Source organism: Clostridium sp. CTA-5, from assembly GCF_054768135.1.
Map to the genome: position 1 here is coordinate 1 of NZ_BAAAAT010000015.1, position 14962 is coordinate 14962.

General features: G+C 27.7%; 17 protein-coding genes, 1 tRNA gene and 1 pseudogene. 7 read left to right on the forward strand and 12 right to left on the reverse strand.

Features of this window, described 5'->3' with window-relative positions; all coding sequences use genetic code 11:
• Positions 1-237 precede the first annotated feature (237 nt).
• The gene (locus tag ACYUET_RS17670) at positions 238-849 is read left to right on the forward strand and encodes a hypothetical protein (RefSeq protein ID WP_460281810.1); all 612 of its coding nucleotides are present in this window, start codon (positions 238-240) and stop codon (positions 847-849) included.
• Between the two features lie 104 nt (positions 850-953).
• On the opposite strand, the gene ACYUET_RS17675 is transcribed toward ACYUET_RS17670, so the two are convergent.
• Positions 954-1154: a hypothetical protein gene (locus tag ACYUET_RS17675; RefSeq protein ID WP_460281812.1), complete on the reverse strand. Its 201-nt coding sequence runs from the start codon at positions 1152-1154 to the stop codon at positions 954-956.
• A 33-nt stretch (positions 1155-1187) separates the two neighbouring features.
• On the reverse strand, positions 1188-1979 hold the full coding sequence (locus ACYUET_RS17680; protein ID WP_460281814.1) for an RpnC/YadD family protein: 792 nt from the start codon (positions 1977-1979) through the stop codon (positions 1188-1190).
• A 346-nt stretch (positions 1980-2325) separates the two neighbouring features.
• Between ACYUET_RS17680 and ACYUET_RS17685 the strand changes: the two genes are divergently transcribed.
• Both ACYUET_RS17685 and ACYUET_RS17690 read left to right on the forward strand, forming a co-directional pair.
• Positions 2326-2514, forward strand: coding sequence for a YvrJ family protein (locus tag ACYUET_RS17685; protein ID WP_460281816.1), 189 nt, complete (start codon positions 2326-2328; stop codon positions 2512-2514).
• A gap of 558 nt (positions 2515-3072) precedes the next feature.
• Positions 3073-3255, forward strand: coding sequence for a DUF6440 family protein (locus tag ACYUET_RS17690; RefSeq protein ID WP_460281818.1), 183 nt, complete (start codon positions 3073-3075; stop codon positions 3253-3255).
• A gap of 437 nt (positions 3256-3692) precedes the next feature.
• Here ACYUET_RS17690 and ACYUET_RS17695 read toward each other — a convergent pair whose 3' ends face one another.
• Complete coding sequence (locus ACYUET_RS17695) at positions 3693-4010, reverse strand: hypothetical protein (protein WP_460281819.1); 318 nt, start codon at positions 4008-4010, stop codon at positions 3693-3695.
• A gap of 175 nt (positions 4011-4185) precedes the next feature.
• Here ACYUET_RS17695 and ACYUET_RS17700 point away from each other — a divergent pair, with 175 nt between their 5' ends.
• Positions 4186-4641 carry an NUDIX domain-containing protein gene (locus tag ACYUET_RS17700; RefSeq protein WP_460281821.1) on the forward strand — a complete coding sequence of 152 codons (456 nt, stop codon included), beginning with the start codon at positions 4186-4188 and terminating at the stop codon, positions 4639-4641.
• Positions 4642-5692: 1051 nt separating this feature from the next.
• Here the strand turns inward: ACYUET_RS17700 and ACYUET_RS17705 are convergent.
• Positions 5693-6139, reverse strand: coding sequence for a hypothetical protein (locus ACYUET_RS17705; protein WP_460281823.1), 447 nt, complete (start codon positions 6137-6139; stop codon positions 5693-5695).
• A 248-nt stretch (positions 6140-6387) separates the two neighbouring features.
• Between ACYUET_RS17705 and ACYUET_RS17710 the strand changes: the two genes are divergently transcribed.
• A complete protein-coding gene (locus tag ACYUET_RS17710; RefSeq protein WP_460281824.1) occupies positions 6388-6612 on the forward strand; it encodes a DUF1659 domain-containing protein in 225 nt (74 codons plus the stop codon).
• 121 nt (positions 6613-6733) lie between these two features.
• The gene (locus tag ACYUET_RS17715) at positions 6734-6871 is read left to right on the forward strand and encodes a DUF2922 domain-containing protein (protein WP_460281889.1); all 138 of its coding nucleotides are present in this window, start codon (positions 6734-6736) and stop codon (positions 6869-6871) included.
• Positions 6872-7065: 194 nt separating this feature from the next.
• Here the strand turns inward: ACYUET_RS17715 and ACYUET_RS17720 are convergent, their stop codons facing one another.
• The 7 genes and pseudogenes from ACYUET_RS17720 to ACYUET_RS17750 form a co-directional block, all read right to left on the reverse strand.
• The gene (locus ACYUET_RS17720; RefSeq protein ID WP_460281825.1) at positions 7066-8070 is read right to left on the reverse strand and encodes a hypothetical protein; all 1005 of its coding nucleotides are present in this window, start codon (positions 8068-8070) and stop codon (positions 7066-7068) included.
• A 454-nt stretch (positions 8071-8524) separates the two neighbouring features.
• Positions 8525-10228 (reverse strand): tetratricopeptide repeat protein, encoded by a 1704-nt coding sequence (locus ACYUET_RS17725; protein ID WP_460281891.1) that lies wholly within the window; start codon positions 10226-10228, stop codon positions 8525-8527.
• 156 nt (positions 10229-10384) lie between these two features.
• Positions 10385-10459 (reverse strand): annotated as a pseudogene (locus ACYUET_RS17730) (SEC-C metal-binding domain-containing protein); the annotation flags it as partial.
• Positions 10446-10571, reverse strand: a complete 126-nt coding sequence (locus ACYUET_RS17735) for a hypothetical protein (protein WP_460281826.1) — start codon at positions 10569-10571, stop codon at positions 10446-10448. The gene ACYUET_RS17735 and the pseudogene ACYUET_RS17730, both read right to left, overlap by 14 nt.
• A gap of 389 nt (positions 10572-10960) precedes the next feature.
• Positions 10961-11503: an ATP-binding protein gene (locus ACYUET_RS17740; RefSeq protein WP_460281828.1), complete on the reverse strand. Its 543-nt coding sequence runs from the start codon at positions 11501-11503 to the stop codon at positions 10961-10963.
• A 409-nt stretch (positions 11504-11912) separates the two neighbouring features.
• Positions 11913-12914, reverse strand: a complete 1002-nt coding sequence (locus tag ACYUET_RS17745) for a GGGtGRT protein (protein WP_460281829.1) — start codon at positions 12912-12914, stop codon at positions 11913-11915.
• Between the two features lie 25 nt (positions 12915-12939).
• On the reverse strand, positions 12940-13632 hold the full coding sequence (locus ACYUET_RS17750; RefSeq protein WP_460281831.1) for an iron-sulfur cluster assembly scaffold protein: 693 nt from the start codon (positions 13630-13632) through the stop codon (positions 12940-12942).
• Positions 13633-13871: 239 nt separating this feature from the next.
• Here ACYUET_RS17750 and ACYUET_RS17755 point away from each other — a divergent pair.
• Positions 13872-13954, forward strand: a tRNA-Leu gene (locus tag ACYUET_RS17755).
• Positions 13955-14278: 324 nt separating this feature from the next.
• Here the strand turns inward: ACYUET_RS17755 and ACYUET_RS17760 are convergent.
• Positions 14279-14524, reverse strand: a complete 246-nt coding sequence (locus tag ACYUET_RS17760) for a LysM peptidoglycan-binding domain-containing protein (protein ID WP_460281833.1) — start codon at positions 14522-14524, stop codon at positions 14279-14281.
• Between the last annotated feature and the right edge of the window lie 438 nt (positions 14525-14962).

A 14962-nucleotide genomic window follows, 5' to 3' on the forward strand; every position in this document is an offset into this window, starting at 1 on the left:
ATTTAGCAGTTATATATACTTAATTAAAACATTAGCTACACCTATATTAGGAGTTTGTTTAATAAAGTTAGTATGTGAAGCTTTATATAAAATTTTAATTGTAGCAGAAATCATTATTAATAAAAATATCAAAGAAAATAAACAATAATTTTATTATTGAATATTCTTTAAATCATTCATATTTACACATTATTTTAAAATAAGGCCAAATAAATTAAAAGGAGAGACTGCCCTACAATGGTAAGAAAAAAGGACTTTATTATAGATAAAAATGATTTAGCATATCAAGAAGAGGAAGAGGAATGTTGTTTTACTGACTATGTACCACCTGATAAAGATTCTATAACTCTGTTTTCATTTAATAATGATCCAGTAGCAGCTTCTAATGAAGAAAATAATAATACAATAAATTTAGATGTTAATAATGCTCCTAATAAAAATGATAATACTTTAGCAGATTTAGCTGCTAATAATAATTCTAATGAACTTTCAGAACCTCAAAGAAAATCTAATAATAGTTCTGCTAATCTACTATTAAATAATAATACTAGTAATGAAAACATTAATAGTAATATGCTTTTTAATAACTCAAATAATAATACTCCTATTTCATCAAATACCACCTTATTTGATAATAGAAAAACTCCTCTAGCTAATGGAGCTGCCCCTCCAATTGATGGAGAAGATGCTAATATAAAAAGAAGTTATACTCTTCGCAGTTCTACTGTTAGAAAAATAAATGAACTTAAAAGTATACACCCAGATATAAATATATGTGTTAGTACACTCGTTGATATTGCTATATCCTATTATCATAATCGCATAGTAAATAAAGGTGGCTTTAAATAAATCTTTTATATAATAGTCCTACTTTTATTATATAAAAAAATATTACTGGAAATTTTCCTTTCCAGTAATATTTAATAGCAAATATATAAATTACACAAAATTATTTACAGTTCCATAGACATTCTTATTTCTTCTATTTCCGCAATAGGTAACTCAGTTAATTCATTTATAAGTTTATTACTTATTTCCTTTTTAATAGCTTTTTTAGTAACTTCAATACTCTTATTCTTTCTCCCTTGAAGAATTCCTAATTCTCTACCTTTTTCAATTCCTTCTTGAATTAAACTTCTTCCTAGTTCAGTCATTTTAATCTCTAATTTTAATTAATATTAACATAATTAATTATGAGTAATTGCCTTTCTTATTATCTCTATATCCTCAATAGATAACTCTGTCAATTCACTTATTACTTCATTACTCATACCCTTTTTAATAGCTCTTTTTGCAGTTTCTATTGCATTTTCTTGTTTTCCTTCTGATTTACCTTTTTCAATTCCTTCTTCAATTAAGCTCTTACCTAATTCTGTCATCTTAATCTCCTCCCTTACTTTATCTAAATCTTTACCGCTTAAAAACTTATTTGCAAAAGCATACAGAATTGACTCAACATCATATCTATAAGCCTTATCAATATCCTTAACAACTCTTATTGCATTTACTATCTTATCACCTTTACTAAGCTTTCCACCCATTATAGGCGTAAAAGTTAATGCTATAATATCTTGCTTACTAAGTTCTTCTCCTGATTTCATTTTATCTATTATATCATTAAAGATTTTATCTCCATCTTTATTAGCCATTGAAATAGCATTAACTCTATATGAATTAATTCCACTTTCATATCCACTTAAGGGATTTTTAATATCTCCTGAGTAAACTACATAAGTTATAACATCTTTTCCAGTTTGCATATTTAATAATGCTTCATATGTTCTAAATCTTCTTAAATCAGTAACACCTTTATTAGTTGTTTGGAACTCAAAATGTATATACGTATCATCTTCCATTAAGAATGTATAGTCCATAAACATATTCTTAATTTCAAGAACAACAATCTCAGTAGATCCTGTATCCTTAACTTTTTTATCTATTCCAAAGAACTTTAATCCATCTTCTGCAAATATATCCATAGCTCTCTTTAAGTGAGAATCAAAATCTATGATTTTGTTCTTCGAACTTACCCAGTGAACGTATGTGAATCGGGCTTCCTTTTATCATATCTTCGTAATTAGTAGCTCTCATCACTTCACCCCTTTAGCTATAAAATAATATTCCTAGCATATAACACTTTTAATATATATGTTCTAATTAAGTTATTACATTTATACTTTTTATATAATTTTTATATAAAATTATATCTTTAATTAACAATATCTAGTTAGAAGCATATATATCATAAATTTGTTGTTACTTCAATTATAACCTATAAAATAATCACCTTATAAACATATATTCTCTATGTAGGAGGTGATCTTTATGGATATTAATGAATTAATAAGTCTTATTGGTAATGTTGGTTTTCCTGTAGCATTAAGTGCATATTTACTTATAAGATTAGAAAAGCAAATGAATAATCTATCAAATTCAATTAATAAACTTAATACAATAATATCAACTAAACTTGGAGTTGTTATTGATGCTAATGATAAAAATAATGTTGCATAATTAAAAGCAATAAACATTTTGAATTTAATGTTTATTGCTTTTAATTTTTATTATATAAATTAGAATCTTTAATCATTATATTGTTTATTATAGATGTAATGCCCACCCTATTTAGTTTGATTATATATTTAGAAGAGACCTAGATGTATTTACAATTGCGTCATTCTCAATCCTTCAACATTTCATATAGTACCTATTGTCCATCCAATAAGAAATCTATGAAAGTTCTAAGGATTAAAGAATGACTTAGATGTTTCAACGCTCCTTATTTACCCTTTAATCTATAAAATTTACCTTTAGCACTTCGTTTTAAAAGAAAATTTTATATATACAGGACAAAATAAGGAGCTATTACCAACCCATTTGATTTTATTAATTATTTAATATTGGATTTATGATATGCTTTTTACTTTTAAAATACATACTTTGTAGATTTCACGTAGTAATTTGAAAAATGTTCTTTGAAAATTGAATTACATGGTGCTTACAATTTGTGCTATAATTGAGTCATTATAGCAAGATATAATGACTGAAATTACTTTAAGGAGGAAATGAAAAATGTTTGGTCAAGATTCAAAAAGATTTGATGTTATTTATAAACAAGGTACTGTATCTGGGTTTAAAATAATAGTAGACAAGGAAACAGGAGTAAATTATTTGTCTAATTGGGATGGATATTCAGGAGGAATAACCCCGCTTTTGGACAAGGATGGTAAAATAGTTATTACACCAAATAATTAATAGGTTCAATTACTAAAAATAAATAGCAAATTGTAAAATCGCATTATTCAAAAAAGTTGGATTTGCGATTTTTTTAATACACCATACTATCAAAATGTGTATTTGGTTACAAAGATTTTATCACCTAAAAATAATAATATTCAAGAGGTCAAAGCTTTTAAGTAGTTTGAATATTTTTATTTTATGTTATGCACAAGTGGTAGTCAAAATCATGCCTTTAGGCTTGTTCTTAAGTTTTATTTGTTTTTTAACTATTGTAGTAATTTTATAGTTTACCTAATACAGACCCCTAAGAGCTATCGCTCTTAAAGGTCATTGTCTATGTACACTATTAATAACTATTCTAAAATTTAATAGTAATTATTTTTATTTTGTTTAGTTTTATCTTTATATTATATGTACTAGAATGGTAACTCTTCTAATGGTATATATTCCTCCTATACTATAGCTTCTTTCTCTTCCTTTTCCCAATCTATTATTGAATATTCATTTGAGTATTCTTCTTTCATGCGTTTTGAAATTCTCTTCCATAAATCAATTTCAGTTTCAGTTATAAAATAGTTTCCATCTCTTCCAACAAATCCTGTATAAGAAGTTTTAACAGCATATTCACTATATTTACCACCTAGAAAATGCATAAAATATTCTCCATTTTTATCTCTATATAATTGTTCATATGTATAATTTTCTTTTGAAGTTAAATTTCTATACCTCACCTCATACAATAATTTTGATGTTTCTAAATTAAATCTCATTTTTTGATACACCCTTTCTACCATAAATAAAATTTATCCCCTTTTAATATTTTGCCCTATTAAAAGTATTTCCAATTTAAGTAGTTACTATACATATGATAAAAGAAATATAAAATAATATGGTATAATAAGTAAACATATTAAAATTATTTATGTTAAATGAGGTGAAATAATAATGGCTAAAGTAGAATTAACCAATATGTGTATGGTTTATGATAAGGAAACTAATAGAGTTTTAGTTCAAGATAGAATTAAATCTTGGAAAGGAATTTCATTTCCTGGAGGACATATAGAAGATGGTGAAAGTATAGTAGAATCAACAATAAGAGAAATAAAAGAAGAAACTGGTTTAACTATATCAAATTTAGAACCATGTGGAATTATTTCTTGGTATAATACTGAAACTAATGATAGATATTTTGTATTTAATTATAAAACAGAAATATTTAGTGGTGAACTATTAGAAAAAACTGCTGAAGGTAATGTCTTTTGGGTGAATAAAGAGGATTTGTTAAAACTTAATCTTGCAGATGGATTTAAAGAGAGATTGCCTATGTTTTTTGAAAAAAAGTATTCAGAAGGATTTGCAACTTGGAATGAACATAGTATCAGCCAAATAAAATTTATTTAAATTTTATTTATACAATATAACTATTACTATCCTTCTACATATACACAACATTCTTAAATTTCTTATACATAAAAACTCTAATTTAATCATTTTTAAACCTATTACCATTTTTGTAGACAAGCCTTAAGTATGTTTGACCTAGCTACAAAAGTATTATAAAAAATTAATAATGTCAATCTGCTTCATAGTCCTAGCTCCTTGACATTATTAACTTTTTTTATGATATAATTTTGCTTTTCAAACTACAGATATATAGAAAATAATATATTAAATAAGGGGTGGTGGTCGGGGTATGTTTAGAATATATAAACACTCTAAAAATTCGTTAAATTTAGTGCTATCAATTTATCGAATTTTTTAGAGTGTTATTTTAAAAGAGTATTTATAAACTTAAAATATCTAAATTTACAATATAATAAGTGGTGGTAAAAATTTTAAGACCATCTGTATTCGTTAAAGGATGGTTAATGTTGTGCATCAAGATTAATCATGCTTTATCGAATAAATTTCAGAATATCTGCAATAAGTATAGGAGCTGTTCTTAAAATTCCTACTGCTTTAGCTGCAGCTCTTATACCTAACATCTATAAATTAGCTACATAGGAATATAACAATTTGGAGATAGAATAGCCATAAATGAAGTAGGAGTGGCTTGGATGTTCTATCTCCTGGTTGTTTTATTCCTCTTCCAGAATATTATCTATGAATTAACTAAGTTTAAAAATTAGGATTTTTTTATCTTAAAGAATATCTATTTTATTAAAAAATATAGGCATGTCTATTTAGGTAAACAAAGTTTCCCGAAGTGTACTAGCCTGTTTAGGCTTGTATCATTTACGGGATAACGTCTTGTTTGCCGGAAGTAGACTTGCCTTTATATAATATGATTTTTATTTAAAAAGATTATTGAAAAAAATCTTCCTTTAATCAACTTGTCTTAACATTTATAAGAAAATAAATATTTCATCAACAAAAAATTTTAAATTTAACTGTTGCATTATACTTATTTGGTGAGATTATGCATGAAAGCCCTCCGCTCTTCTTGTTTCCATTATTGTTGCTTTTTGAGTTTAACCGTTGTAGTCGTGCCCATAGCGGAAGCTTCATAGCTTAATACACCATTTTGGTATTTGATAGTTTTAGTATCATCACTTGAAGCGAGCAAAGCACTCTCAGTTTTACTATGATCATTTTCCGAAGTCCATGAATAAGGTTCGTCAGCAGTTGTTGGAGCGACAAAAGAGCCAGCCCAATAAAGTGATTTTGTATCTCCGTTATCACTTACCCAGTAAATTGTAATCGTATCACCAATTATTGTTGCAGCTTGATAAGACTTATCAGATTTGCTATTTTCTTGTTTCCATTCACCAGTCAAGTCAGGTATTTGCTTTTCAGGGGTATTACCGCCATTGCCCGAGCTTGTCGGCGTGGAGCTACACCCAGTAAATATTGTTATTAGCAGAGCCACGCAAAGGCTAATTTTCGCTAGTTTTTTCATTTTTATTATCCTCCTATTTTTTAATATAGTCTTAACTTAAGAAATTATCTGATAAATTACTATTTATCTATTGGTTAATTATATCATATTTTGTAAATACATCCTTGAAAATTTTTTAAGAGAATTCTACTAATGACTACAACTTTACATATTATAGAAATACTTATAACTTTTTTTCTTCTAACCTTGTATTTTTTAATTCTAAAACATATATCCTATATGAAATCAAATTAAAGGGTGTTAAACTAATGTCTATAAACAAACTTGTAAAGGACACTATTATGAGCATTGAAATTCAAAGAAGTGTTGATAAGAATGGTGATCCAGTATTTACAAAAAAGAACTTTTCCAGTGTAAAAGAAGATGTATCTGAAGAAAATGTCTATGATGTAGCTCAAGCTATTAAAGACATTCTGGATGGTGAAACTAGATCTACTTTCATCACTGTATCATCTAAGCTAATGAAAGCTTAAAAACAATAAGCAATAATTAATAAATAAGGGGGTTATACTAAATGGATCATATTTTAACAATGTCATTTTTAACACAAACAGGTAAAAAACTTCAATAACTATAAATGGAGTTAAAGAAGATATTGATGCAGATAAAGTTAAAGCATTAATGAACCTTATAATCGAAAAAGAAGTATTTTTCGTTAATGGTGGATTATTAAAAGTAATTGATTCTGCTCAATTAACAAACAGAGCTATCACAAAATTTGATTTAAAATAATATTTCTTTCATAATAAAACACCCATGTATAAGTTAAGATTTATACATGGGTGTTTTATGTTTATTATTTAATTTTCTTTCATCTTAATATCTAAAAATTATATCTACTATACTATTATTTAAAGTTAAACTTTATATTTTATGAATAATTAGAAGTTAGATATATTTAATTAAATCTTATCTTTAATACTTCTTTATTCTTTTTTATCATTAATTTTTCCATATTGTTTTCTAAAGATATTTCCCTCTGGAGAATATAATATTGCAAAGCTTGTATTAACTTCTATAACAACATATCCCCTTTCCTCTAAACTAAATTTAAATTCTAGCTCTTTGTTATAGTTTTCTATTTTATTTATAGATTCAAATTGATTTTTTATACTTGTATAGTTACTTCTTACATCTTCTTCAATTAATCTTATATCTTCTAAAATATTATCTGCATTATTTGTATGTATAATACTTGTCCCTACACTATTTAATCCTCCACCGATAGGGAAATATACTTTATTATTGATTGAATATAGCATAAAAGAACCATTTTTTCTTGCTTCTTGGATTTCCTTATTTGTTAACCTATTTACTGAAGCTACTCCTTTAGCTAAATATTTTTCTAATATAAAATGCCAATTTCTATCTAGAGTTTCTAATAATTCTTGATTTGAAAATACATTTTTTGTATTATGATGATATATGTCTATAAAATATATTTCATTATTTATTATTTTGATAAATAATAAATATTTAGATCTATTTCCTTTTTCTTTGTTAGTTTTATCACTACGCATTTCTTGTTCAGTCTTAGCCTCTTTTTCATTTAAATGGATATGATAAATTCCCCAATCGTCCAATAAATAATCTCTTGAATTTCTATAAATAGGACTTCTTTTATCTTTTATAGACATGTCAGAGTAATATATATTTGCACTTAAATGACCATTCATATCTATCCCTTTTTCAAAATTAAACTTGAATTTTAATAAAGCATCTATATATTTCTTTTCAAGTTGATTTTGCTTAATACTCTTTTCAATATTATCAGATAAAAAAACCTTTCTTGGTATAGGTTTAATTGTTCTATTTATGACATTTAAATAACTTATTAATAATCTAAATGTTGAATCTTGTTCATTGAATCTTATTTTACCTTCACTTAATAATTGAATCATTTGTTCTCTTAAATCTTTTTCAAAATTCATGACATCCCTCACAATAAATATAAAAATAACTCATGCCTTAAATTTACTTTTATGTAAAATTTATTGAATATATTACTATCACAAGGCAACTTCATACAGATTGAAATTACTTGATAAATCTAAAATTTTACGGCATAGCTTGTCACAGATTCTTTCTATATAAACATCCAATTATTAGCCTAATGAGTATTTAGATAACGAAAAGTTATCCAGTATGATAATAGTATTCTCTAATAACTATAATATTGATAATTTTTACTATATTTTCAAATAGAATTAATAATTGTAATATTGTTAAATTGTATTAGCTTTCTGCTAATATGTGTACTCATACATTGAAATATTCCCTTATACTGGCTGACTCAAGGTGACTTATATAATGTCAATTCGGTCCACTTTCGTTCATGTAACATTCAATCATCTAATTAAAATTTCTGTACTTGAATTGAAAATGTTATATAAGCCTACTTAGCAAATGATTTGTATAAAATATATTTCTTATTGTATCCACATCATTTTTTCTTAAATTACCTGTATGTGCACCACTTCTTCTTAATCTATTGATACTATATAAATCAGTTAAATATTGATTATACGGACTAACTCTATTGTTGCTGATTGTATAAAGCACACCACCTAATGTTTTTGCATCACTTGGAACCTTAGACCCTAAAAGCACTCTTAATTGCTTTTCTACAACTTTACAATATTCTACAACAATAGGTGCAAAATCAATAATGCTAGATTTATGAATCTCATACAGCGTTTCAGCAGTAATTAAAAATTCTTTTGCGACATTATTTAAATGTGCGAATGTTGAATTAACAAAGGTCTCTGAATTTCTATAAACACTACTTTCCTTATTAATTATCTGCGACATCTCATTAAGTATGTTTTCCATTTCATTTTCATACTCTGTCCAGTCATCATCTTCATCTAGATTTAATTGCTCCGAATTATTCTGAAGTTGCATAAGTTTAAATGCCCAATTTCTAATAAAATTTTTTTGAGCACCAATACACCTCTCTGTTTCCGAAAGTTTCTTTTCAATTTCTTTGTGTTTTTCTACGGTGACCTCAATCTCTGGCAATGTTTGATCCCATATCTCCCAATCGCTCTTTTGGGGAAGTTTTTCTTTTGCCATTTCCAAATAAGCTTTTGCATTCTCATAATCTTTCTGCAAATTAAAAGATGATATTATACCTTTTAGTATTTCATATAATATTAAGTCCAAACTATTGTTGGATGCCATGGAATACATTGTATATTTGTTAGCATCATCAAACTTATAAACATTTTCTCTAGCATTTATATGTCCAAGACACAATTGATACATTTCAACTGCATCTTCATATTTTTTCATCCTTTTATAAATATCGGCAACCACCAATAATGTTGTATCATCTTCTATTAAGAAAAGTGCCTTGTTTCCCCAATGCAGAGCTTCTTCATAACGCCCCTGACGTTTCAATAACTCTGCATAATTAGAAAAGTTTTGATTACATGGATTTCTTTTAATTAAATCCAATATTAATTTCTCCGCTTTATCAAAATGTTCGTTCTCCATTAATGCAACAAAATAATTACCATTCATTTGAGTTTTTTGATTATCATCATCTGAAAGTTCTATAGCTTTAAGGAAATATGTTAATGCATCTTCTTTTCTGTTCATTTCTGAATTCAGACATATCCATCCTAAGTTATTATATGTTGATGAATTCGGCCATTCTTCAATGCTTCTTTTTCCCAATTCGTATGCTCTTAACGTGTCATTTCCAATGCCAAGATAATACATAATAGCTACTCCACATAGACCTGCATTCATACCAAATTTATTGAACAACGTGTCTGTTATCTTATCTAGTCCTTCTTTTACTGTTTCAGAGTACTTATTTCTATTTGCATACTCAATTGTATTCTGATATTCTATAATAATTTGTATACTCATCGGACTAAAAATATTCGTCTCCTCATATTTTTCTAACGCTAAACAGGCTTCTTGGTATTCTTTTAATTCCAGACATATTCCATACTTGTTTTTTAAGGCAGCTTGATTAGTCTTTTTTAATTCAAGCGCCTTATTACAGTATATTTTGGCATCGTTCAAATCGGATATATTATGGTTCAAATAATAAAGTACTCGTTTTGCCAAAGCCATATTTACATATGTACCAGTTATACAAACACTTCTTGTATTATTTGATATAATCCTCTCCCCAATTTCTAATATTACATAGCAATTTTTCTCATCCTTAGGTCCTTTTGCCAACTTCAATTGTTTAAGATACAATTCTTCTATCTTTTTTTCAATTAATTTATTAATACAACATTTTTTATATTTTTTCCCACTACCACAAGGGCATGGATCATTTCTTTCAATTTTCATCTTTCACCTTCATTCTACAGCTTTGTTTTGACAACTTGATGTTAGTATCACCACCAAGAATGATTTCCACAATGCCAACAACTGCAATAACAGCCATAGTACCCAATGAAATCATTTTTAAGTTAAATTTCTCGCTAGACGCTAATATACAGTATATTTCATTGGAAGTATAGAATAATCCTAGCTGTTATTTTTCAGTTTAAGCAATTCCTGTATTTTACAACTTTACACATTACATATTATGTAAATACTTATTTTTAAACTTCCCATTATAGACATTATCTGTATATAATTTTACTTTTATTTTTACATTTTATTGCATATTATACCATATTAATCTAACTTCTTACTACTAAACTTCCAATAAATTTCCCTTTAATTAGCACATCAACTTCTTCCCCAAAAAATAAAACCCACCACATAAAACTTCTAAAAGTCATACACAGCAGTTCCTAAATATATCACTATTTTATTAAATATCCTCTTCCAAATACTAACTAATCTTCACCTAAGTCTATAATTATTCTCTTGCCTCTTCTCTATTTCCACCACATAATCTTTACACATTTCATAAAGTCTAGAACCTATCCCCTCAGCAAAGTAAAGCAATCTATCTACTGTAAATTCAGTGCTTATTATAACTGGTAAATGATTTAGGTATCTATAATTTATTATTTCAAACATTATGTTAATATCACTCTCATTAACTTTTCCTTTGAATAAATCATCAATAAGTAAAACATCACAGGTTTGGTATTTTGAAATCATTTTTGTATAGTATTCATCATCAAGCATATTTCTTTTTATCTTTGTTAAAACATCTCTATATGACATATATACAACCTTAATTTCTTTATCAAGAAAATTAATTCCAAGAGCTACTGAAAGATGCGTTTTTCCACTTCCTACTTGACCACAAAATAAAATACTATTTTGTCTATGATTTTTTATATTTTTAAAGTCATTATAAAATGCTATTGCTACTTCTTTAGCAAACCCAGAACTTTCATTCCAAACTTCAAAATTAGAAAAGGTTTGTGTACTCATCTATGTATTAATACTAGATGATTTCCACTTTCTTTTCCATTTATATATCAAATTGGGTATCAATAAAAGTTAATAAAGTCGTGTCAGAGGTGAGGGAATTCTTAGGGGTGCATTAGGGGTAAGTAGTAAGGGAAGATGGACTTTAGGTCCATTTATTTTCCATTCTTTTATCCATTCATTCTTCAAACCTTTCCATTCCCCTATAACCTTACCCCTTCAAATCAGAGGCTTGAAGAGGTTTTTCTATTCTTTTTCTCTTCTATTTTCTTTTCTGTATAACAAAAAAAGTTGTGAAATAACAGAGGATTTCTCCTTCATTATTTACACAACTTTTAACACAACTTTATTATCAGTAACACAAGTTTATTAACTGTGACATGACTTTATTGTTGTTGGATAGTTGGTATTACTATTTGTTCATACCTTCTTCAACAGCAACAGCAACTGCAACAGTAGCTCCTACCATTGGGTTGTTACCCATACCAATTAATCCCATCATTTCAACGTGAGCTGGAACTGATGATGATCCTGCGAATTGTGCATCTGAATGCATTCTTCCCATAGTATCAGTCATACCGTAAGAAGCTGGACCTGCAGCCATGTTATCTGGGTGAAGAGTTCTTCCTGTACCACCACCTGATGCTACTGAGAAGTATTTCTTACCTTGTTCGATACATTCTTTCTTGTATGTTCCTGCAACTGGATGTTGGAATCTAGTTGGGTTAGTTGAGTTACCAGTGATTGATACGTCAACACCTTCCATGTGCATTATAGCAACACCTTCTCTAACATCGTCACAACCAAAGCATCTAACTTTAGCTCTTTCTCCGTTTGAGTAAGCTTTTTCTTTAACTACTTTAACTTCTCCAGTATAGTAGTCAAATTGAGTTTGAACATAAGTAAATCCATTAATTCTTGAGATTACGAATGCAGCATCTTTTCCAAGACCGTTTAATATAACTCTTAATGGTTCTTTTCTTACTTTGTTAGCTTTTTCAGCTATTTTAATAGCACCTTCAGCAGCAGCGAAACTTTCGTGTCCTGCTAAGAATGCGAAACATTTAGTTTCTTCTCTTAAAAGCATAGCTCCTAAGTTTCCGTGTCCTAAACCAACTTTTCTGTCATCAGCAACTGATCCTGGGATACAGAATGCTTGTAGACCTTCTCCGATTGCTTCAGCAGCTTCAGCAGCCTTCTTGCAACCTTTCTTTATAGCTATAGCAGCACCTAAAGTGTAAGCCCATCCAGCGTTTTCAAATGCTATTGGTTGAGTTTCTTTAGCTATTGTGTATGGATCGATTCCGATTTCTGCACAAACTTCCTTAGCATCTTCCATAGTTTTCATTCCGTACTTTTCTAGTACTGGAGTGATTTGATTAATTCTTCTTTCATAACTTTCAAATAATGCCATAATAAAAATCCTCCTTTACAAATAATTATTTATGTCTTGGGTCTATTAATTCAGCCGCATCTGCAACTCTTCCGTATTGACCTTTAGCTTCTTCTAATGCTGTATTAGCATCCATTCCCTTGCCTATGTTTTCCATCATTTTTCCTAAGTTAACAAACTTATATCCAATGATTTCTTTATCTGAATCTAATGCTACATCTGTAACATATCCTTCAGCCATTTCTAAGTATCTAGGTCCTTTTGCAAGAGTTCCGTACATAGTACCAACTTGAGATCTTAATCCCTTACCTAAATCTTCAAGACCTGCTCCTATTGGTAGTCCACCTTCTGAGAATGCAGTTTGAGTTCTTCCATAAACGATTTGTAAGAATAATTCTCTCATAGCTGTGTTTATAGCGTCACAAACTAAGTCTGTGTTTAATGCTTCTAATATAGTCTTTCCTGGTAATATTTCTGAAGCCATAGCAGCTGAATGAGTCATTCCTGAACATCCAATTGTTTCTACTAATGCTTCTTGGATTATACCATCCTTAACATTTAAAGTTAATTTACAAGCTCCTTGTTGTGGTGCACACCAACCTATTCCGTGAGTTAATCCTGATATATCAGTTACTTCTTTTGATTGTACCCATTTTCCTTCTGCAGGAATTGGTGCTGGTCCGTGATTAGGACCTTTAGCAACTACACACATTTCTTCAACTTCTTTTGAATACATCATATAATTTTGCTCCTCCCTAATTAATAGATAATACTAATATTAAAATCGTATAATAATTACTTTCTTAATACTGTACTGGGCTAAAAAACATCCCAGTGGGATATTACACCCATATATATTCTAGCAAATGATTTAATTTGTAACAACCTTTATTTAAAAATTTTGAAGAAAAGTACCTAAAAAAATATTTCTTGAATTATTTTTCATATTATGCTAGAATAACTATTGTTCGGTAACAAGCCGATATGGCGGAACTGGCAGACGCACATGACTCAAAATCATGCGGGAAACCATGTGGGTTCGAGTCCCACTATCGGCACCATTTTAAAAGAGAAAACCCCTTGAAGTATTGAAATTACTAAGTTTCATTATTTCAAGGGGTTTTGATTTTATGCGTTTTGGCGCTACGTTGGCGCTACCGTAAATAACTTTATTTTTTATTGAATTTTTTTAATATCTATTAATCAACTTATATAGATATATTTATCTTTATTGCATTTTTATGTATTAATTCTAAATGAATCTTTATTCATTTTTATAGTTTAAAATACATTTAAATAATAAAATTTTTACTCAAAATAAAAAACACCTACTAAAATTAATTAAGTAAGTGTAATAAAAAATTCTATTTTTATTAAAATAAATTTTATTTTATTCTAAGATCCTCTCCTATATAAATCATATTCTTATCTTTAATTCCATTAAGTTCTACTAAACTTTCAACTGTAGTATTAAACTTTTTAGCAATTTTATATAGAGTATCTCCTTTAATCACATTATAATAAATTTGATTTTCATTAAATGAACCTGATAACTCATTTTCAATATCAAATATATTACATATACCACTAAATATAGCTCCTGCCATTTTTTCAGGATTATAACCATTCATATCACTTTCACTATCACAAAAAGCACACTCTATTAGTAAAGCTGGCATTATAGTTTAATTAATTATAAATATATGTTTTTTTATGTTTAAAATTAATTAAAAAATAGTAAGGTTATAAATTAAAAATCTTCTTAAAGCGCATTATACAAGCAAATTCTTAAATTCTTAAGTTCTTAAATTCTAAACTTCTAAAATTTTTTTCTTTTTTTATTCTTTTCTTTTTTAGAATTTTAGATTTTTAGAAGCTAAAACATATAATATCTTTTAAAATTAATTAAGAGGTGAGAATTTATGGGAAGAAAAAAGAAAAGGACTTTATTATAGATAAAATGATTTAGCGTATTAAAAAGAATAATTCTAATTAATGTTTAGAACTTCAAACAAATTAGAATATTTAATTATTATATATGTAGTACTCACTCTATATATTTTGATCAT